General features: G+C 42.2%; 15 protein-coding genes. 4 read left to right on the forward strand and 11 right to left on the reverse strand.

Annotated elements, in window-relative coordinates; genetic code table 11:
• Positions 1–77 precede the first annotated feature (77 nt).
• The 4 genes from FSC11_RS10505 to pgaB (FSC11_RS10520) all read left to right on the forward strand — a co-directional run bounded on the left by FSC11_RS10505 (position 78) and on the right by pgaB (FSC11_RS10520) (position 5,029).
• Positions 78–638, forward strand: coding sequence for a hypothetical protein (locus tag FSC11_RS10505; protein ID WP_420867672.1), 561 nt, complete (start codon positions 78–80; stop codon positions 636–638).
• A 585-nt stretch (positions 639–1,223) separates the two neighbouring features.
• Positions 1,224–1,859 (forward strand): YqiJ family protein, encoded by a 636-nt coding sequence (locus FSC11_RS10510; protein WP_163166771.1) that lies wholly within the window; start codon positions 1,224–1,226, stop codon positions 1,857–1,859.
• A gap of 82 nt (positions 1,860–1,941) precedes the next feature.
• Positions 1,942–3,648, forward strand: coding sequence for a flotillin family protein (locus tag FSC11_RS10515; RefSeq protein ID WP_004893520.1), 1,707 nt, complete (start codon positions 1,942–1,944; stop codon positions 3,646–3,648).
• Between the two features lie 178 nt (positions 3,649–3,826).
• Positions 3,827–5,029: a poly-beta-1,6-N-acetyl-D-glucosamine N-deacetylase PgaB gene (gene pgaB, locus FSC11_RS10520; RefSeq protein ID WP_163166773.1), complete on the forward strand. Its 1,203-nt coding sequence runs from the start codon at positions 3,827–3,829 to the stop codon at positions 5,027–5,029.
• Here pgaB (FSC11_RS10520) and pgaD read toward each other — a convergent pair.
• From pgaD to FSC11_RS10575, 11 genes are all read right to left on the reverse strand, one after another.
• The gene (gene pgaD / locus FSC11_RS10525; RefSeq protein WP_227590978.1) at positions 5,007–5,534 is read right to left on the reverse strand and encodes a poly-beta-1,6-N-acetyl-D-glucosamine biosynthesis protein PgaD; all 528 of its coding nucleotides are present in this window, start codon (positions 5,532–5,534) and stop codon (positions 5,007–5,009) included. The two genes, pgaB (FSC11_RS10520) and pgaD, sit on opposite strands and share 23 nt — an antisense overlap.
• A 55-nt stretch (positions 5,535–5,589) precedes the next feature.
• Positions 5,590–6,852, reverse strand: coding sequence for a poly-beta-1,6-N-acetyl-D-glucosamine synthase (pgaC, locus tag FSC11_RS10530; RefSeq protein WP_004810822.1), 1,263 nt, complete (start codon positions 6,850–6,852; stop codon positions 5,590–5,592).
• Positions 6,849–8,654, reverse strand: a complete 1,806-nt coding sequence (gene pgaB, locus FSC11_RS10535; protein ID WP_163166777.1) for a poly-beta-1,6-N-acetyl-D-glucosamine N-deacetylase PgaB — start codon at positions 8,652–8,654, stop codon at positions 6,849–6,851. Before pgaB (FSC11_RS10535) ends, pgaC begins: the two co-directional genes overlap by 4 nt.
• Positions 8,654–11,107: a PgaA family protein gene (locus tag FSC11_RS10540; protein ID WP_163166779.1), complete on the reverse strand. Its 2,454-nt coding sequence runs from the start codon at positions 11,105–11,107 to the stop codon at positions 8,654–8,656. Before FSC11_RS10540 ends, pgaB (FSC11_RS10535) begins: the two co-directional genes overlap by 1 nt.
• A gap of 149 nt (positions 11,108–11,256) precedes the next feature.
• The gene (sucD, locus tag FSC11_RS10545) at positions 11,257–12,147 is read right to left on the reverse strand and encodes a succinate--CoA ligase subunit alpha (protein ID WP_163166781.1); all 891 of its coding nucleotides are present in this window, start codon (positions 12,145–12,147) and stop codon (positions 11,257–11,259) included.
• Between the two features lie 11 nt (positions 12,148–12,158).
• Positions 12,159–13,325: an ADP-forming succinate--CoA ligase subunit beta gene (gene sucC, locus FSC11_RS10550; RefSeq protein WP_163166783.1), complete on the reverse strand. Its 1,167-nt coding sequence runs from the start codon at positions 13,323–13,325 to the stop codon at positions 12,159–12,161.
• A 182-nt stretch (positions 13,326–13,507) separates the two neighbouring features.
• Complete coding sequence (lpdA, locus tag FSC11_RS10555) at positions 13,508–14,938, reverse strand: dihydrolipoyl dehydrogenase (RefSeq protein ID WP_004893506.1); 1,431 nt, start codon at positions 14,936–14,938, stop codon at positions 13,508–13,510.
• Between the two features lie 67 nt (positions 14,939–15,005).
• Complete coding sequence (odhB, locus tag FSC11_RS10560) at positions 15,006–16,226, reverse strand: 2-oxoglutarate dehydrogenase complex dihydrolipoyllysine-residue succinyltransferase (RefSeq protein ID WP_103800602.1); 1,221 nt, start codon at positions 16,224–16,226, stop codon at positions 15,006–15,008.
• 18 nt (positions 16,227–16,244) lie between these two features.
• Positions 16,245–19,067 carry a 2-oxoglutarate dehydrogenase E1 component gene (locus tag FSC11_RS10565; protein ID WP_205681839.1) on the reverse strand — a complete coding sequence of 941 codons (2,823 nt, stop codon included), beginning with the start codon at positions 19,065–19,067 and terminating at the stop codon, positions 16,245–16,247.
• Positions 19,068–19,905: 838 nt separating this feature from the next.
• Positions 19,906–20,616: a succinate dehydrogenase iron-sulfur subunit gene (locus FSC11_RS10570; RefSeq protein ID WP_004810837.1), complete on the reverse strand. Its 711-nt coding sequence runs from the start codon at positions 20,614–20,616 to the stop codon at positions 19,906–19,908.
• A gap of 14 nt (positions 20,617–20,630) precedes the next feature.
• Positions 20,631–22,529, reverse strand: coding sequence for an FAD-binding protein (locus FSC11_RS10575; protein WP_004810838.1), 1,899 nt, complete (start codon positions 22,527–22,529; stop codon positions 20,631–20,633).
• Positions 22,530–22,533 lie beyond the last annotated feature (4 nt).

The following is a 22,533-nucleotide window of genomic DNA, read 5'->3' on the forward strand; positions in this document are numbered from 1 at the left end:
CAATAACTTCATAGATAAATCATCTAAAGTACCTGTTCCCAACGGTAGCAAAACCACCTAGAGTAATCCTAGTACCTATGGATCTAAATTTAGACATGCCATTTACTCAATATACTTTAGACACTTTAAAGACCCGTCTTGAACAGGCCAAACTGGCTGGCTATATCTATCAGCATCAACAGCACATGCTGGTATTACAAGAACCCTTTGCTGATGATGGTAATGCTTTAAACGTCTATATACAGCATGAACTGACTGCAGATCAGATTGGTCTACAGTTCGGAGTGCGCCTGCAAGACAATAATGCTGAATACGTTATCGGCCTGACGCATAGTAACCAGAATCCGAAATATGAGATTGGTGCAGGCAATCTGAAAGGTGACCAGAAGGCCTTCAACCTTTTGTATGCTTTTTATAACTACCCTAAAGCATTTTATCTGGTTGCCCTGCCTTTAGCCGCGAATAGCCAGACCCTTGAACAGGCACTTGAAGATCAGCTGTTTAGCAAGCCTGAATTGGATTTCCTGAATACGGCGGTAAAAACTAATCCAATGGGTGAACAGGTACAATGGATGAAAGCGTATATTCTTCAGCAAGCTTTAGATATGAAAGTACGTATTCAGACGTCATTGTTGTAATTCTACTTAGGCTAATTGAATTGAAACTAAAGTCGATATAAATGCGATCGACTCGATTCAATTTAGCTTTTTTTAGGCAATCTCTATGTCAAAATATTTTTTATAAATCAAATAGTTTAAGATCATTAGGACAGACATATCCTTTTAAAAAGAAAGATGAATATTAAAAATGTTTAATATTGTGCTTTCTTGCATTTATTACTACGTACCTCCTATCCGATACTAGAAAGGGCTTATTAAGATATCCTTTGATCAAATAAAGTCATTGTCACTGACCTAAATGCCTGTTTCATTCAAATTTCAGCTTCAACAAAAATGTGACCACGTTAATTTTTTTATCCATCTATTCATAAATTTATTAAGATATTGTCATCTTTTTGAAGCTATTGTTTTCTAAAATATTAATTTGATAACTCATACAAGAATTCAATCTAATTTCCAAATATTTAAAATTATTCAAGTTTAATATCCGCTACTTTTGTGTGTATTTAGATTGCAAAATGTATAATCAATGTTATCTTTTTATAAGCAAGAATTATTCTTACTCATTTTGCCAAACATAATTATAGATAGAGACCCGAAGGAATGTGGGAGCTTTTTACCGAACCGTCGAATGTTGTTTTCAGTATTAGTCTTAGCCTGATGCTGATGTTTGCAGCGCTGGAATGTATATTGCTGTTTCTAGGTGGTGGTTCACAAAGTGTTTTTGACCAACTCTTGCCTGAAGACTCGCATCATGTAGACTTTCATCCCGCCAATAACCCCAATATCTTTAGCAAGGTATTTGACTGGTTGTATCTGGGACAACTTCCTCTCTTTATCTGGCTGATCATTTTCCTGACCACCTATGGCTTAAGCGGTCTTTTGATTCAAGGTATATTTGAACGTCTTACTGGACATTTAATTAATGGCTGGATCATTTCTCCCGCCTGCCTGTTCTTGTGCATGCCCCTGGTCCGTTTTAATGCCAAAATAGCTGAAAAGATCCTGCCAAAAGATGAAACCACCGCGATTCATATTGAAGAACTGATTGGCCGAACTGCAATCATTATCCTCGGCGATGCTCGTGCCAACTCACCAGCACAAGCCAAAGTTCAAGATCAGTATGGCCATACCCATTATGTGCTGGTCGAACCTGCCAATGGTGAAATCCTGAAACAGGGCCAATCTGTGATTTTAATGGATAAAACCCGCAATGGCTTCCAGGCTATGAAAGTCTAAATACTTATTCTCTCTTACTTTATATTTATTATTTAATCCAAAATTATATTTTCAAATACGCTAAAACAGAGAACAAACAACAATGTTAAATTTTGATTTATATAACATTTTAATCATTACTGGGGTTATCTTCGCCGGCTTGATCACCTTTGGTCTGATCATTGCTCGCCTTTACCGTCGTTCAAGTAAGGAAATTTCTTTTGTCCGTACCGGTTTTGGCGGGGAGAAAGTCATTCTAGGCGGTGGTGCGCTGGTTCTGCCGGTATTGCATGAAATTATACCGGTAAATATGAATACTCTGCGTCTGGAAGTTCGCCGTGCTGATGATCAGGCACTGATTACCCGTGACCGTATGCGTGTCGATGTTATGGCCGAATTCTATGTCCGGGTTAAACCAACCGCAGATTCAATTGCAACGGCAGCACAAACCCTTGGTCAAAAAACCATGTCACCGAACGAGCTGAAAAATCTGGTAGAGGGCAAATTCGTGGATTCGTTACGTGCCGTAGCTGCTGAAATGGCGATGGAAGAGCTGCATGAAAAGCGTGTCGACTTTGTACAAAAAGTACAGCAAGTCGTGTCGGAAGATCTGCATAAAAATGGTCTTGAACTCGAAACTGTTTCTTTAACAGGTCTGGATCAGACTGGCTTCAAATATTTCAATCCACAAAATGCTTTCGATGCTGAAGGTCTGACCAAACTGACTGAAACCATTGAAGACCGTCGCCGTAAACGCAACCATATTGAACAGGATACTGACCTGGCAATTAAAACCAAGAATCTTGAAGCTGAACAGGCACGTTTACAGATTATTCGTGAAGAAGAATACGCCAAGCTGCAACAGGAACGTGAAATTTCGATTCGTCGCGCTGAACAGCTGGCTGAGATTGCAGCCCAAGAAGCTGCTAAAAAACGTGAAGCTGAGGAAGCACGTATTGCGGCTGAACGCGAAGTTGAATTAAAACGCATTCTGGCTGCCCGTGATGTCGAAAATGAAAATATCCAGAAAGCACAGATTATTCAAAAAGCTCAGGTTGAACAAAAGAAAACCATTGAACTGGCTGAACAGGACCGTGCGATTGCGATTGCTGAAAAATCTCGTGCCGAATCTGAAGCCAAAGCACAAGCAGATCTTGCCCGTGCTCAAGCAGTAAAAGCTGAAGAAGAAGTCGTAACAGTACGTCAGATTCAGCAGGCAGAACGTCAAAAAGCAGTTGAACTGGTGGCTGCCAAAGAACAGGCCGAGAAAGATGCAATTGCGATTACCGTGGCTGCTGAAGCAGGTAAACAGGCAGCGGCTGATGATGCAGAAGCGATTCGTATTGCCGCTGAAGCAGAAGCTGAAAAAGTTCGTTTAAAAGCCAAGGGGGAAGCAGATGCTAAAGTTCTCCTGGCTCAGGCAATGGAGAAACAGTATCAGGTCGATGCTGAAGGTACCCGTGCAGTGAATGAAGCCAATAATGTACTGTCTTCAGAGCAGGTAGAAATGCAGATCCGTCTGGCAATGCTCAAATACCTACCTGAAATTATCCGTGAAAGCGTCAAGCCAATGGAAAACATTGATGATATAAAAATTCTTCAGGTGAATGGCCTTCACGGAGCACATACAGGTTCTTGTCAGGCAGATGCTCATCATGAAAGTAGTAATGTTGCCCTTTCTGACCAAGTTGTAAATAGTGCCCTGCGCTACCGCAGTCAAGCTCCGCTCATTGACAGTCTGATGAGTGAGTTGGGCATTCAGGGGGGTGATATTAATGGGATGACACAAAGTCTAAAAACGAAAACCTAAAAATTTATCGCTAAAATTTTTAAAATAAAAAAGCTTCCAAGATGGAAGCTTTTTTCAAAAATTACACATATATTTCCAAATAAACATGCTATCAGTAAAGAAAGCGAATAAGCATCATTCTCATGATGGATTATTAAGATAAGAAAATTTATAACAATGATAATTACTGGATAGCATAATGAAAAATACAACTTACTCCAGAAAATCTGCACTCAATATAACTTTAAGCTTAGGTTTAATTACCTCTTTAAGTTTACTTAGCACCTTTTCTAGCTCATCAAATGCACTGACCAAACCTTTATCTTTTTCATCATTAATTGAAAGGTACCAGAAGAACCAACAATTAGAGATGTCAATTATGCATCTTGATTTAGACTATATTTATGACCCTGATCCACGTCAGATGACACGTAATATTAACCAGTTAATCAAGCGTATAGAGACTGTCCAGCCTAATACTATTTTTTTACAGGCTTATGCTGATGAGGATGCTAATGGTTCAGCGAATGAAGTGTATTTCCCTAACCCACATATGCCTGTCCGGAAAGATTTATTTAAAAAAGTCACTGAACAGATTCGAAATCGTACAACTGTTAAAAAAATCTATGCCTGGTTACCCATGTGGGCTTGGGAACTGCCAAAGCACTACCGGGCAAATTATGTAGAAACTACAAACCAGAACATAAAAGGTTATATTCGCCTGTCGCCATTTGATCCAAAAAACTTTGATTATGTCTATGATATCTATAAGGCATTAACAGATAAAATAACTGTGGACGGTATTTTGTATCATGATGATATTACCTTGAATGACTATGAGGATAGTTCCCCCTCTGCCATGCAAGTATATAAATATTGGGGATTTAAAGATGCTGAAAAAATATTACGTCATCCTCAACATCCAGAACAAATGAAGTTTGCTAAAGCTAAAACCGCCTATTTAGATAACCTTGCTTTAAAATTGAGTAATAAGCTTAAAATCACCCATCCCTCCCTCAAATTCGCCCGAAACTCTTATGCGCCTGTGATGTTAAATCCTGAAAGCGAGAAATGGTTTGCACAATCAACCTCAAGTACCCTACAACATTATGATTATAATGCTGTTATGGCTATGCCCTATATGGAAAAAGCTCCGGACCATTCCAAGTTCTATCTTAATTTGGTAGAAAAAGCACGACAGTATGACCCAACTCTATCTCGGACCATTTTTGAAATTCAAACCATAGACTGGAATACACAGCATAAACTTTCAAATGAGGAGTTATTAGAAACGGTACATCTATTAAAAGAACAAGGAGTGCAGCATATTGGCTATTATCCAGAAGATCCTTTTATGCCACACCCACATGCAACGATTTTTAAGCCAAAGAAATTTTCATAGGCCTACCTTGTATGTCGTACTGCTCTAATCTCCCCTCCTGATTATAGTACAGGGTCAATTGTTTGGCCTGTACCATTTCCAGTAGAGCATGCTTTTCAACCTCAAAGCTATAAGCAATCTCCTGAAGTTCAACCGGTCTAGGTGCCGAACGTCGATCTACTCGATTGAATCGGATCCAGTTATAACACGCCCATAACAGCAAGCTTGAAAAAGCAATAATAATTAGTAGGGCCAGTTCAAGTAGCGTCATTCCCTGATAAGGTTTATGGTCTATTAAGACATGATCAACAATCAGACTCGATTCAAACCACCATAAACCCAGGGAGGCCAATGGCATAAATAACCATATCCACGCCATCCAGCCTAGTGCCATCAGGCTATAACCACTCGTTCGACCACTTACATATTCTGGAACATCGATATACTCCGGAATATCGAGTTTAGATTCTTTAACAGTTGCTGCGACACTGAGTTCAGAAATTTCAACAGTTGTTGGGAGCTCCATATACTCGGCAATTTTAACCTGCGGCTTGGCAGGAATATTTTTATTGTTTTTCACCTTATTTTACCTCTGTTTCACCACGGAAGCCTCGGTCTGGACTGATCCACCGTGCACGGGTTTGGGTTTTAAAAATGGTCTTCGGCAACGATACAACAGTCGTTAACATGGTTAAAATCCAGAAAAATAGTGGGTACCAGATTACCCAGAAATAACTTCTGAACATTCGACCTTTATCATATCTGCGGTCAATCCATAGACTGACCATGAACTGAATCAAACAGCTTGCGCCGAGAATCACACCATACCACTGCGGCAACAGAGAATTGATATACCACTCTGGGGCCACAGGAAAGAACAAACCATAAAAGAACAAGACGAATACACCAAACATGGTATATGCCCATAACACGCTAATTACAGATTCCAGTGCAATCGGCCACATGCGGCGCAAACGCCATTTAAATATTTTAGGAATATACGCAAAGAGTACTTCAATACCACCTTGTGCCCAGCGTAATCGCTGCTGCCACAACCCTTTAAAAGTTTCGGGCATATAAATATAGGTGAGTGCTTGAGGGACATACTGCACATCCCAATGATCAAACTGCAAACGCCATGACACATCAATATCCTCAGTAATCATGTCATCACGCCAGTAACCAATACGATCCAGAGCAGTTTTTCTAAATCCGGCACAGACACCAGAGACAGTGAAAATGCGACCATAAGTACGTTGTGCCCGCTTAATCAATCCGATAATAGAAGAAAATTCTCCAACCTGAACTTTGCCTAGTATGCTGGAGCGATTGATAATTCGCGGGTTACCCGTTACCGCTCCGACACGCGGGAACATGGTTAAATGATGCATCATCCAGAGTACACAATGTGGATGCATTAACGCATCGCCATCAATACAGATCAGGTACTCATAACCACTTACCATTGCGCCTGCACGTAGTGCATACGCTTTACCCTGGTTCTCGGCCAAATGTACTACACGTAATTTTGGATATTTTTCTGCCAGTTCATCCAGAATCTCTCCTGTCTGATCCGAACTGCCATCATTAATCGCAATCACTTCAAATTTTGGATACTGACTTTGCATGGCATAGCGAATGGTCTGCTTGACCTGTTCAGCCTCATTAAAACAGGGAATTAAAATACTACAACCTGCCTCTTTGGGTTCAGGTAATGCTTTCTGATTCAGTTCACGTTTTATAAAAAACCAGATTCCGCCAGCAATCCACATCCAGGCCATAAACAATGGATAGAAAAAAGCAAAGCCAAAGATGACATCATGTAAACTGATACTATTAATCATTTACGTTCTCCCTGCTGAGCCTGAAAGGGATCACGATAAACGAAAGGATTACTGTTTAAGCTAATCGATGCATAAAGTCTTTGTTGAACCTGCCCGGCATTTTTAAAGTTATAATTTTCAAGCGAAATTTTCTGGATACCTTGTCTACGCAAATTCGCAATACTATTAGTAATCCATTGATCTTGTTCTGATTGACCTGCCAGATCAAAACCGATCATCAAACGTTGTTTTTGTACGGAGGTCAATTGCTGAATATTTTTGAGCAACTGGTTATGCTCAGCTTTGCTGGTTTTTTGATCCAAAACCAGATAGATATAGTCTGAATCATCTGCCAAGGTTTCAAATAAGGCCTTCAGCCCCATAGTTTTATGGGTATTTATTTTCAGTACTGCCAAATAGACATTACTGATATTGGCATAGTATTTGGCACGTCGACTCGTATTTTGTTTTAAGTTAATGACTCGCTCAATCTGTTTCTTACATTCAGCCGACCACTGTGTACTCTCTACAGCACAATTTAACTCTTGGCCAGCGTCTATCACCAAGCCTTCCAGATTGCTGTTATATTTGAATATATCTTCAACCAGCTGGACCATATTATAGCCCTGATTCATCATGCTGAGCGGTAACTCTGCATAAACACGCTGATACGTACGGGTACGTGCTTGCCATAAAGTACGGTTCAGTAAATCCTGTTGCATTTTTAACTGGCTGTTCGGGAAGTAAGCCACATCGACCGTGCCATTACCATCGAGATCGGCAACAGGTTTCAAGATCAGCTGATTGGTTTTCAGTGCATCTAACTGGTTGAGGAACTGACCGAGTTTTTCATCAGCCTGTTTTATACTGGGCTGCGCAAGATCTTTCAAATTAAACTGAATAAAGCTCTTCTGCTCCAGATAGGGTTGCTTGGTGTGATACAAAAACTCAGACATTGCCTCTTTAATTTCTGCCAGGTTCGGGTTATTCATAATCAAGGCACGCTGATAAGTTTTTACTGAATCAGCCAATGGCGCCATGGTGCCGAGGCTAAAAGACATGCTTAGTCCTGCCTGCTTAGCAATATCTTCTGTTTCTGCTGTTACAGCACCATAAGGCCAGAAAATAGCATGAGTCGGTACTGATAATTCCTGTTCCAGAATGGCTTTAGAACGCTTTAAGTCTTCCAGCACACGCTGCCTATAAGCGAGGTCAGATTCATAACGTGCCTTTGTCAAATCATATATACGTGCAGTTGCAGCAGGCTGCATATTTCTTTGTGGATTCGAAATAACTCCACGATGCAGATTATGTGAATGCGATACAAACTCGACTAAGCCACTATTTTGCATTTCCCGCATCTGGTCCCAATTCATCAGATTATTTGCCCCATAGGACTCTATGGCATCTTTATGCTTTGTACCAATCCAGCTGGTTGGAATAGCAAAAACGGCATGTAATTTATATTGCTTTAATAAAGGAAATACTTGGGTATATCCGCTTAGCGCTCCATCATCGAAGGTCAAAAGTACCGATTTTTCTGGTAATGGAATTTTTTTCTCACGGGCACGGCGGATATCTTCCAAAGAAATAGTTTTCCAGCCTTCACGTTTTAACCAAGCAAAGTATTGCGCCAAATATTCAGTACTAATTGCATATTGATCACGATCACCCTGACGTGCTACATCATTCCTGACATCATGAAAAGTGAGTGTTACGAACTGGTTTTCAGGCAGATCCATCGCTTTATTTTCAGCATGAGTATATGCCATAAAAAGACTTAAGCATCCTAATAGAGCGAGTGTATTTTTTATTGTTTTCATTAGAATCTCCCTTCAAATCCAAAACTTGCTTCGAGTCTATTTTCATCTTCACCGTCATAAGGGTGTTGCCCATAGGACACCCCATAATTCAGGGACCAGGTTCTGGTGATTTGCCAGAGGTGTTGATATTTCGCCAAATAAATCAGGCCTGAGTCATAATCTTCTTGGTCAAATACACCAAGATTTAATGAAAAGCGTTGAGTCAACGACTGATCATAACTACGCCAGGTTACCCAATCATGTTCCAGACCTGCTTCTGCACTCCAACTTGAAGAGGGATTGAAATAGGAAGTTTCTACATCATCTTTATTCGATGCCCAAAATCCATATAAGTTCAGATGAGTTAATTGATGTGGAGCCTGGAAAATACGTTGCTTGAAATAGGTACCTAGTTCCTGACGCTCATTTCCGTCATCAATATCAGTAAACTGATAGCTCAATCCAGCCTTTGTAGATTCATGCTGTTGCCAGTTTAAGTCGAAACGATAAGACTGCCCTTCATGTTCATCCTGTATCTGCAATGGAATCTCTGCCTGGCTGTTATAAGCCAGACCATAATTCCAGTGATCACTTAACCAGTGATTCCATGTTATATTCACACCAAAGCGATCACCCTCGGTCGCTTGTGAAAGTGCTACAGTGGCATACTTACGGTTATCGACCCATTCCAGTCCTACACCGATCCGCTGATCATCTCGCTTACCTTCTTCATACTCTCCACTACGGTACTGATGTTCCACAAAAGCCCGGTAATAATCCGAAAACCATGGGGTATTGAGTCGCGTCCAGCTTTGTTTCTCACGAGAACCATTCAGATTATTGACCAGATCTTGATCATCCGTTTCACTTTTCGCATAAAGACTATTATGTGAAATGGTAAACCGCTCACGATCTTTGAGCTCCTTATGACTACGCACTACCCCGGTATCAGTTCCTGCCCGCTCTAAAAGATCAGTATTGCTACTACGCCATGTCTGCACATCAAAGACAGCTTGCGCATTTTGCATGCTATTAATTCTGGTGGCTTGTGTTGATGGCTCTGTACCATTGAGTAAGGAAACCGTTGCCTGTGCTTGCAAAGGTTTTTCACGCCAACGCTGTATAGTCGCAAGATAATTGATATAATTACGATTTCCTGGAGATTTATTTACCAGGTCCTGAAAATACAGTTCTGCCTTATCCAGCTGGTTTTTATAACTATAATGAAGACCTCTTAAGATCACATACTCATCACGGTCCATATGAATCGTACGATCTACACCTTTAGCCTGACTATAGAAGAATACTGGTAAGCGCTGATCCATTTCCTTAATTACTTCATCAGCGGCTTTAAATTTTTCTTGTTCAATCAAGCTATAGTACAGACCTGCATAGACGTCATAGTCCACATAGTTCTTTTCTTTAAACAGACTGCGGTACAATATTTCCGCCTGCTTTGGTTTATGGTTGCGCAAATAGCTATCAGCTAGTGCATGTCTGGTATAGGCAGGCATCTGTTCTACCGGCTGATTGATTTTAGCCAGTTGGGCCAAAGCTTCAGCAGAACGTTGCCGTGCACTTAAGGCAAAAATATATTCATAATAAAATCTTTGACGTAACTCGGGATATTGGGCTAGCTCATTTTCATAAGCCTGCATTTCCGAAATCACCTGATCCAGCTCTGTATAGGCAATTTTGCCCTGATCCTTTTCACTTTGTACTTTATAGAAATCAATGGCATTCCGAATATGTTGACTAAACTTGATCAGCTGTACTTCATGCTTGAGACGACTTTGCCCTTTACCCTGCTGCTGTAGATAACGGTTTGCACTGTCATAATCAGCACTGGCTGCCAAAGCCAGCACATACTGTTCCTGCACGCTTTCCGAACGACTCATCGATAAAGCGCGAGTTGCGGTATTAAGTGCCTGTATAGGTTGTCTTAATAAGCGATAGGTATAAGCCAATTGTACCAGCTGATCAGCATTCAACTGTTTCTGATCAACTTTTCTGATTTGTTGCTCTGCCTGCTCCAATTGACCACTTTCTGCGAGCAACATGCCACGGTATAAATCCCATGGAATATCACTTGTGCTGTTTTTCTGAAATTTTGCTGCATATTGTTCAGCCAGCAAAAATTTACCCTGATCACGCAATAACATCACCAGAGGCAGTTGCCCATAGACTGGATATATTGAAATTTTTAAGTGATTCAGATTGTAATCTTGCTGGATTAGAGGGGAATTATATTGTCGGCTTAACAAAATAAAGTCAGCCAGCAGGTTCATGTTCGCAGGATCTTTGCGTACCATTTCTGCGAGTATTTTAAGACCTTTTTGGGTATCCCCAGACTTAATTTGCTTGACCACCTGATGCCTTTGCGTGTCTGTAATAGCTGCATATAAAGGATTCAAGCTGATTCCTGTGGCAAGCAACACATAGGCGATTGAGTAATAGTTATTGTTGTTTAGCATTGGCATTTGTCTTGTTATGTATTTTATTTATACAAACATTATAACAAAGTGCGATTTAGCTCACAATTTCATCCTGTCAGACCAAACTATTATGTATTTCTTCTAAAAAAAGCCCTCAATAAGAGGGCTTTATGTTGGATTTTTATTGTTTAGATTAACCCTTTATCCTTCAGCAACTGATACATGGTCGAACCAAGCTCAGCAGGACTACGGGTATAAGCCATGCCAGCACGTTCAAAGGCTGCAAATTTTTCTTCCGCGGTGCCTTTGCCACCTGAAATAATCGCACCTGCATGCCCCATACGTTTTCCTTTCGGTGCTGTCACACCCGCAATATAACCCACCACAGGCTTAGTTACATTAGACTGGATATATTCAGCAGCTTCTTCTTCAGCTGTACCACCAATCTCACCAATCATGATAATAGCTTCTGTTTCAGGGTCTTCTTCAAACAGTTTTAAGCAGTCAATCTGGTTCATACCCGGAATTGGATCACCACCAATACCGATACAAGTCGATTGACCTAGACCTAGTTTAGTCGTTTGCGATACAGCCTCATAAGTCAGAGTACCTGAACGAGAGATAATCCCGATCTTGCCTTTCTTATGGATATGGCCTGGCATAATTCCGATCTTGCATTCTTCAGGCGTAATAATACCCGGACAGTTTGGGCCAATCAGACGCGTGCCATTACCATTAATTTCCAGATAGCGCTTGGCTTTTAGCATGTCCAATGTTGGTACACCTTCAGTAATCACTACAATCAGCTCAATACCTGAGTCAACCGCTTCCACAATAGAGTCTAATACAAATGGTGCAGGTACATAAATTACAGAAGCATCGGCCTGGGTTTCTTTTACCGCTTCACGCATGGTATTAAATACTGGCAGATCCAGATGTGATTGACCACCTTTACCCGGTGTTACCCCACCGACCACTTTAGTACCGTAAGCAATTGCCTGCTCGGAATGAAAAGTTCCATTTTTACCAGTAAAGCCCTGAACTAAAACTTTGGTGTCTTTATTAATTAATACGCTCATTGTGATACTCCTTAAGCTTTCACTGCAGCAACAATTTTTTCTGCAGCATCGGCCAGGCCATTTGCAGAAATTAATTTCAAACCAGATTCATCCAGTAATTTGGCACCAAGCTCAGCATTGTTCCCTTCAAGGCGAACCACAACCGGCACAGTGACATTTACTTCTTGAACTGCTGCAATAATTGCTTCAGCGATCATGTCGCAACGTACAATTCCACCAAAAATATTAATCAACACACCTTGCACAGAAGTATCTGCCAAAATAATTTTGAACGCCTCAATCACCCGCTCTTTGGTTGCACCACCACCGACATCGAGGAAGTTAGCGGGCTGACCACCATAAAGCTTGATAATATCCATGGTAGCCATCGCAAGACCAGCACCATTGACCATACAACCAATATTACCTTCCAGGGCAACATAGTTCAGATCAAATTCAGAGGCTTTTAGCTCACGCTCATTCTCTTGTGATTTATCGCGTAGTGCCGCCACTTCAGGCAAACGATACAACGCGTTCGAATCGATCCCTACTTTGGCATCGACACAAAGAATGTCACCATTTTCACGGACTGATAACGGATTGATTTCAAACAGGGCAAAATCATTTTCCACAAAGGCTTGATAAGCCGCGGTCATGACTTTAACAAATTGGTTGATTTGTCCATCTTTAAGGTTTAAAGCAAATGCAACTTCACGTGCCTGGAACGGCAATAAACCAACGAGTGGATCAACTTCAACTTTAATAATTTTTTCAGGCGTTTCTTCTGCCACTTTTTCAATTTCAACACCGCCTTCAGTCGATGCCATAAAGGTAATGCGACGAGTTGAACGGTCTACCACAGCACCCAGATAAAGTTCACGCTCTACCGGATAAACATCTTCAGAGACCAGAATGCTGTTGACTGGTTGACCATTGGCATCGGTTTGATAAGTCACTAAACGTGAGCCAATAATTTGATTGGCATATTCAGCGGCTTCGTCAGCAGATTTAACTACCTTTACCCCACCCGCCTTACCACGCCCCCCGGCATGCACCTGGGCTTTTAATACGGCAAATTTTCCGCCCAGCTGTTGAAAAGCCTGCACTGTTTCTTCAGCATTTGTCGCAAGAATACCTTCCTGAACTGGCATGCCATATTTTTTTAATAACGCTTTTGCTTGAAACTCATGTAAATTCATTGATTGACCTTTTACTACTTTTTCACTTTGTTATTACTGCGTCCAATATCCTGTGGCGCTGCAACATCGATATTGGAATTTATTAAAACGATGTTTTGATTCTTATCTTTATTTTTAGATGATTATTCATACAAAAACAACCACCAAATGTAAAAGAGCGGCCGGAGCCGCTCTTTTTTAGATTATTTACGCTTACGCTGGATCGCGTGAATTGCACGACCATCCACTGCCAGAGCAGCTTCATGTACGACTTCAGAGAAAGTTGGGTGACCGAAAGTCATCAACTGTAGGTCTTCTACTGAAGATACAAATTCAAGTGCGATCATACCTTGGTGAACGATGTCAGACGCAGCAGGTCCGATCACGTGCATACCAAGTAGGCGATCTGTTTTCGCATCAGCAACAAACTTCACGAAACCAGCATTTTCGCCAGCAGCCATTGCACGGCCGTTCGCAGCAAAACCGAATTGACCAGTTTTTACCTCAATGCCTTTTTCTTTCGCTTGCTCTTCTGTTAAACCTACCCACGCCGCTTCTGGGTGTGTGTAAATTACAGAAATGATCGTGTCGTAGTTGACTTGTGCAGCGTGACCGTGAATACGTTCAACTGCCATTACGCCTTCTTCCATTGCTTTATGTGCAAGCATTGGACCACGTACCAAGTCACCAATTGCGTATACGCCTTCAACAGAAGTTGCACACCAATCGTTGACTTCAACCAAGCCACGTTCAGTCAATTTAATGCCTGAATCTTCAGCCAATAGGCCTTCAGCATAAGCACGACGACCTACACAAACGATCAACTTGTCGAAAGTCTGAGTTTTGTCTTCACCACCTTGAGTGTACTGAACAGTAACTTCACGGCCGTTAACTTCAGTACCAGATACTTTCGCACCAACACGGATATCTAGACCTTGTTTAGTCAATACTTTTTGGTAGTCTTTTGCCAATGCTTTATCAGCCATTGGTAAGAATGCATCCATTGCTTCAAATACAACAACTTCAGCACCCAGACGACGCCATACTGAACCAAGCTCTAGACCGATGACACCTGCACCGATGACACCTAAACGCTTAGGTACTTCCTGGAATTCAAGCGCGCCAGTAGAGTCAACAATAATGTCTTGATCTACAGGAGCAACAGGAATATTTACCGGCACAGAACCAGTTGCAAGAATCACGTATTTAGGTTCTAAAACTTGAGTTTCGCCTTCATGTGAAACAAACTCAACTTTTTTACCAGCAAGTAATTTACCAGTACCTTTTAACCATTCAACGCCATTGCCTTTAAGCAGACCGTCGATACCCATGGTCAATTGGTTTACGATTTTATCTTTACGCGCAAGCATTTTAGACAAATCAAATGCGACTTCGCCAGTCGTAATACCGTGATCATCTAAGTGATGAACAGTATCTTCATAACGATGAGAAGAATCCAAAAGTGCCTTAGAAGGGATACAACCTACGTTTAAGCAAGTACCGCCTAAAGAAGGTTTACCTTTGTGAATACGTTTTTCGATACACGCAACTTTAAAACCAAGTTGAGCTGCACGAATAGCAGCTTCATAGCCGCCTGGACCACCACCGATTACAACTAAATCAAACTGAGACATTTGTATCTCCAAAAACGAGTTCAAAGGATCGCTTCGAACTCGCTCTAATTATTCTTAAAAACTAAAATTATAGATCAAGGATAAGACGTGCTGGCTCTTCTAACAATTCTTTGATTGTTACAAGGAAACCTACAGCTTCTTTACCATCGATTAGACGGTGGTCATAAGAAAGCGCTAGGTACATCATTGGCAAGATTTCAACTTGACCATTCACTGCCATAGGACGTTCCTGGATTTTATGCATACCCAGAATCGCAGTTTGAGGCGTGTTCAAGATTGGAGTTGAAAGCAATGAACCGAAAGTACCACCGTTGGTAATTGTGAAAGTACCACCAGTCATGTCTTCAATTGCAAGTTTACCTTCACGTGCCTTACCAGCATATGCACGGATACCATTTTCAACTTCAGCATAGTTCATGCGGTCTGTATCACGAAGTACAGGAACCACCAGACCACGGTCAGAAGAAACCGCTACACCGATGTCATAGTAACCATGGTAAACGATGTCGTCACCATCGATAGACGCATTCACCGCTGGGTAGCGTTTAAGCGCTTCAGTCGCCGCTTTAACGAAGAATGACATGAAGCCTAGACGCGCACCATGACGTTTTTCAAACGCATCTTTGTACTGGTTACGCATTTCCATGATTGGTTTCATGTTGACTTCGTTGAACGTCGTCAGCATTGCTGTTTCTTGAGTTGCAGCAAGCAGACGTTCAGCAACACGTTTACGAAGACGAGTCATCGGAACGCGTTTTTCAATACGTTCACCAACTGCAACGCTTAACGGTGCAGCAGCAGGAGCCGCTGGTTTCGCTTGGTGGCTTGCAACATCTTCTTTTGTGATGCGACCGCCACGACCTGTACCAGATACGTCAGATGCAGCAATACCAGATTCAGTTAACGCTTTACGAACTGCAGGTGCTTGGTCTTGAACCTGTTGACGCTCAACGATCGGTGCATTACCTGCTTCAGTTTTCGCAGCTGCTTGTTCTACTGATGCTTCAGATTCAGATTGAACTGCTTGAGTTTGCGCAGCACCAGAAACAGCACCTTCTTCGAATTGTGCAATCACTTCAGCAGAAAGCACTGTGTCGCCTTCATTTTTGATGATTGATGCAATTGTACCGTCAGCAGGAGCAACAACTTCTAAAACAACTTTATCAGTCTCAATATCACAGATCACTTCATCACGTGATACTGCTTCACCTGGTTGTTTGTGCCAAGTTGCGATCGTACCGTCCGCAACTGACTCTGGAAATACCGGTGCTTTAATTTCGGTTGCCATTATTTAGAATCTCCTGGATTATTCAGCATCGATCGCTAGAGCGTCGTTAACGAGCTGAGCTTGTTGTTTTGCATGCAAGTATGGTGAACCACACGCCGGTGCAGCTGAAGCTTCACGGCCTGCGTAACTAATACGGATTTGTTTGCCCGCTTTCATCACATCGTCATATAAACGAGGCGCGATGAACAACCAAGCACCTTGGTTTTTCGGTTCTTCTTGTGCCCAAACCAGTTCTTTCAGGTTTGGATACTGAGCAAGAACTTCTGCAAGACGTGCTTCTGGGTACGGATACAATTGTTCAATACGTACAATTGCAGTGTTGTTCAATTCTTTTTCACGACGTTTTTCAACCAGATCGTAGTAAACCTTACCACCACACAGTACTAGACGAGTTACGTCTGCTTTGTTGATGTTATCTACTTCGTCGATCACAGTCTGGAATGTACCGTTAGCCAATTCTTCCAGGTTAGATACCGCTAATTTGTGACGAAGCAATGATTTAGGTGACATGATGATCATTGGTTTACGGATCGGGCGGATCGCCTGACGACGTAACGCGTGGAAGATCTGTGCAGGTGTAGTTGGAGTCATCACTTGCATGTTGTCTTCAGCACATAGTTGCAAGAAACGTTCCAGACGTGCAGATGAATGCTCTGGACCTTGACCTTCGAAGCCGTGTGGCAGAAGCATAGTCAGACCACATACACGTTCCCACTTGGTTTCACCAGATGAGATGAACTGGTCGATCACAACCTGTGCACAGTTCGCGAAGTCACCAAACTGAGCTTCCCAGATGATCAAGCTCTTAGGAAGAGTCGTCGCATAGCCGTATTCAAATGCCAGTACTGCCATTTCAGACAATAATGAGTCATAGATCGCAACGCGTGGCTGGTTCTCTTTGATATGGCAAAGTGGAATATAGGTTGAGCCATCTACCTGGTTATGCAGTTTTGCATGACGATGTGAGAATGTACCACGACCTACGTCTTCACCCGTTAAGCGAACCAGGTAGCCATCGTCCAGAAGCGATGCATATGCTAGAGTTTCAGCAGCACCCCAGTTCAATGGCATTTCACCAGTCTGCATTTTCAGACGGTCATCAATCACTTTAGAAACCTGACGCTGCATCACGAAGCCTTCTGGAAGCTCACGCATTTTACGACCAAGTTCTTTAAGACGTTCTAGATCACAAGTTGTATCCCACTCGTCTGTGTAGTCGTGACCTAAGTACGGAGACCAGTCTACGAACATTTTCTTGTTCGGCTCTAATACCAAGGCATTGGCAACGTGTTTACCTGCTTCAAGGTCTGAACGATAGTTTTCAACCATTTGATCTGCAGTTGCGCGGTCAAGGATGCCTTCTTGAACAAGTTTGTCAGCATACAAAGTACGAGTTGTCGCTTTCTTGTTGATGACTTGGTACATCATTGGCTGAGTTGCAGCTGGTTCATCCGCTTCGTTGTGACCACGACGACGGTAACAGAACATATCGATAACAACGTCTTTACGGAAAGTATGACGGAAATCATGTGCAAGCTGAGCAACAAACAATACAGCTTCCGGATCATCACCATTGACATGGAAGATCGGTGCCTGAATCATTTTCGCGATGTCAGTACAGTATTCTGTAGAACGTGCATCACGTGGATCAGAAGTGGTGAAACCAACCTGGTTGTTCACAACAATGTGCACTGTACCACCAACGGTGTAACCACGCGTTTGTGACATCTGGAAGGTTTCCTGGTTGACACCTTGACCTGCAAATGCTGCATCACCATGAACGATGATTGGTAATACGTCATCACCACCGATGTCTTTACGACGTACCTGACGAGCACGTACCGAACCTTCAACTACAGGCCCAACGATTTCAAGATGTGATGGGTTAAATGCCAATGCCAAGTGTACTTCGCCACCTGGAGTCATCACATTAGACGAGAAACCTTGGTGATACTTAACGTCACCAGAACCTTTCTTATGAAGAGACTTACCTTCGAATTCGCCAAACAGGTCAGCCGGGTTTTTACCCATGATGTTAACCAGAAGGTTCAGACGGCCACGGTGTGGCATACCGATTACAACTTCTTTACAGCCAACAGAACCTGCACGTTGAATCACTGCATCAACCATCGGAATGAAAGACTCACCGCCTTCAACACCGAAACGTTTTGCACCAACGAATTTATTACCTAAGTATTTTTCTAAGCCTTCAGCTGCAGTCAAACGTTCAAGTACATGTTTTTTCTGTTGTGTGTTGAAACCAAACTGGCCACGTGCACCTTCAAGACGTTGTTGAATCCAACGTTTTTCCTTGGTGTCAACGATGTGCATGTATTCTGAACCAACAGTACCGCAGTATGTAGACTCTAATGCAGCAAGAATTTCAGCAAGCGTTGCTTCTTCTTTACCGATCGCAAGATTACCAGTATTGAATACTGTGTCTAAATCAGACTTGGTTAAACCATGTGCATCCAGTTCTAAGTCAAATGCTTGTTCGCGTTTTGCAAGACCTAATGGATCTAATTTAGCTTTCTGGTGACCACGGTTACGATAAGCCGCAATGAGTTGTAATACGCCAATTTGACGACGCTCGTGATCAGAACTTACTGTCGCTTGAATGACAGGCTGAACACGGCTTGAATTACGACCTAACAGTAGGAATTGCTCACGTACATTGCTGTGTGGTTGGTCACCTTTAGGGAACTTACCGAAGTATTCCTGCCAGTCAGCACCCACTGAGTCTGGAGCGGTCAGATACTGCTCATAAAGTTCTTCAATATACGCTGCACTATCAGCGCTAAGTTCAGTGTCAAGACGCAGTGCGTCAGCAACTTCTTGCATTTGTGGACCCATTTCCTATTGCAAAAACATTTTCAGGATGCTTTTTAAGCAAAACCCAGGATTAGTAATGTCAAATTGGTAAGATGACATTAGTCCCCCATAAGGCATAAGCCATGAGGCGCTATCACCACACCAAGAGCAACTCTTGATATGTTTAATGAACAATAACGCCCCTCAGCGGCATCATCACTCATCGAATACCCGATCGAAACCGGGCAATTTTTTTGCAAATCGACTTAGAAAAAACAAAGGCTTAAGCTGTATTTTTTCTAAAGCGACTCTGACTTACCTTTATATATCACTCTTAGGTTTTTCCGTGTTTAAAAAGTGTACATTAATCCTTACATTTTTTGGATATAGTCTTATGCTAAATGCTATCACGATCTCGACTAATCAATTGATTTTTTTGACGAGAAATGTGTGTTTTTTAGTCAAATACATCAACTAGAAATTACTCTAACATAGGGAGCTTTAAATGAAAAACACAATCTCCGTAGACTAAAGTCCTACATCCATCCACCATACCACTGATAAACAAAAAGAGAGTAAATCTTCCAATCCACTCCCTTTGCAATCTTGCGTTATATAATAACATTATCGGGAATCTTTTTCAGGTCAGTTTTACATCTAAAAATCATAAATAAATCGAACTACATCATATTAGTGCACAAACCTAAGTAAAATGCTCTGAAATAATTCATCACCTTTTATGATTGCACCAGAGCTCCTGCTGATAACTTCTGCTTGTCAACTAGTTTTACCCTTTTCAGCGCCCCTATAAAGCAAAAAGCACACCAAGTGGTGTGCTTTTTTGACAAACTGTTATTCGCAGTCTGAATTAGCCAGCCATATCTAGAAGCATGTTACGGATGTGACCGATTGCTTTCGTAGGATTCAAGCCTTTAGGACATACAGATACACAGTTCATGATGCCTTTACAACGGAACAGCGAGAATGGGTCGTCAAGACGAGCCAAACGCTCTTGAGTTGCTGTATCACGTGAGTCAATGATGAAGCGGTAAGCATTCAACAATGCTGAAGGACCCAGGAACTTGTCAGGGTTCCACCAGAATGACGGACATGAAGTTGAACAGCATGCACAAAGAATACATTCATACAGACCATCAAGATGTTCACGTTCTTCAGGAGACTGCAGACGCTCTTTAGGCGGTGCAGGCTGATTGTTGATCAAGAACGGATGAATCTTGTTGTACTGATCGTAGAACTGATTCATGTCTACAACAAGGTCTTTAACTACTGGAAGACCTGGCAGTGGACGGATTGTGATTGTTTCTGGTAAATCATTCAGGTTCCACAGACATGCAAGACCGTTTTTACCATTGATGTTTACACCATCAGAACCACAAATACCTTCACGACATGAGCGACGGAACGTTAAAGATTCGTCTTGTACTTTTAATGCCAGAAGTGCGTCAAGCAACATACGGTGCTTGTCAGTCAATTCCAGTTTAAAAGTTTGCATGTACGGTGCTGCATCCTTATCAGGATCGTAGCGGTAGATATTAAATGTACGAGTACCTCTACTCATCTTACTTCTCCGAATTAGAATGTACGTGGTTTAGGTGGAATTGCATCAACCGACAATGGACGGTAACGCACTGGTTTGTACTCAAGACGGTTGTCCGCAGAGAACCATAATGTGTGCTTCATCCACTCATCATCACGACGACCGTATGGGTATGCAGGATGGTCAGGAGACTCTTCAAAGTCTACCACCGTATGCGCACCACGGCATTCTTTACGCGCTGCAGCTGAAATTAGAGTCGCTTTAGCAACTTCATACAAGTTTTCAACTTCAAGTGCTTCAATACGTGCTGTGTTGAATACTTTTGATTTGTCTTTCAAGTGAATGTTGCGCACGCGCGGTTCAATTGCAAGAATCTGTTTCACACCTTCTTCAAGAAGGGCAGATGTACGGAATACACCAGCGTGGTCTTGAACGATATCACGAATCGCATCAGCAACTTCCTGAGCATTTTCACCTGTCGTTGATTCGTCAAGTTTACGAATACGCGCAACAGTTTGCTCAAGTACAGTGGTAGGAAGCGGCTCATATTCATCACCGTGGTGTTTAGTCACATAATCGATGATGTGCTGACCAGCAGCCTTACCAAACACAACCAAATCAAGCAGTGAGTTTGTACCTAGACGGTTTGCACCATGTACAGATACACAAGAACATTCACCAATCGCATAGAAACCTTTCACTGGTTTAGTGAAGTTACGGCCTTCTTGGTTAGTAGAGTATGTATCAGTATTCTTGTCGTAGTGAGTAACCAGTGCTTCAGTTTCTGGAGACTCTGGAACAACAACTTGACCATGAATATTCGTAGGAATACCACCCATTTGATAATGGATTGTTGGCACTACTGGAATTGGCTCTTTGGTGATATCAACGTTCGCGAATTTCTTACCAATCTCAAATACAGATGGAAGACGTTTCATGATCGTATCCGCACCCAGGTGCGTCATATCAAGAAGGATATAATCACCTTTAGGACCACAGCCACGACCTTCTTTGATCTCTTGGTCCATAGAACGTGATACGAAGTCACGTGGTGCCAAGTCTTTTAAAGTTGGAGCATAACGTTCCATGAACGGTTCGCCATCTTTGTTACGAAGGATTGCACCTTCACCACGACAACCTTCAGTTAGCAATACGCCTGCGCCCGCAACACCTGTAGGGTGGAACTGCCAGAATTCCATATCTTGTAATGGAATACCTGCACGAGCTGCCATACCAAGACCGTCACCAGTATTGATATACGCGTTAGTAGATGCACGGTAAACACGACCCGCACCACCAGTAGCAAATAGAGTAGCTTTCGCCTGGAATACTGCAATTTTACCAGTTTCCTGATCGATAGCAGTTACACCAAGTACATCGCCAGCTTCGTTACGGATCAAATCAAGTGCGATCCATTCTACGAAGAATTGTGTACCCATTTTCACGTTGCTTTGATAAAGCGTATGAAGAAGTGCGTGACCTGTACGGTCAGCTGCAGCACATGCACGAGGAACCGCTTTTTCACCGTAGTTCGCAGAGTGACCACCGAATGGACGTTGGTAAATTGTACCGTCTGCGTTACGGTCAAATGGCATACCTAAATGTTCTAATTCATATACCACTTGAGGTGCTTCACGCGTCATAAACTCGATCGCGTCCTGGTCACCTAACCAGTCAGAACCTTTAACTGTGTCATAGAAGTGATAGTGCCAGTTATCTTCTTGCATATTACCAAGAGATGCACCAATACCACCCTGTGCCGCAACAGTGTGTGAACGTGTCGGGAATACTTTAGTCAGTACAGCAACTTTTAAACCAGCTTGAGCAAGTTGGTAAGATGCACGCATACCTGAACCACCACCACCCACGATGACAGCATCGAAAGTTTCATGTGGAATATTTGTGTAATCTTCTTTAGGGTTAATTGCGCCCATGATC

Source organism: Acinetobacter schindleri (genome assembly GCF_010918895.1).
Lineage (GTDB): Bacteria > Pseudomonadota > Gammaproteobacteria > Pseudomonadales > Moraxellaceae > Acinetobacter > Acinetobacter schindleri.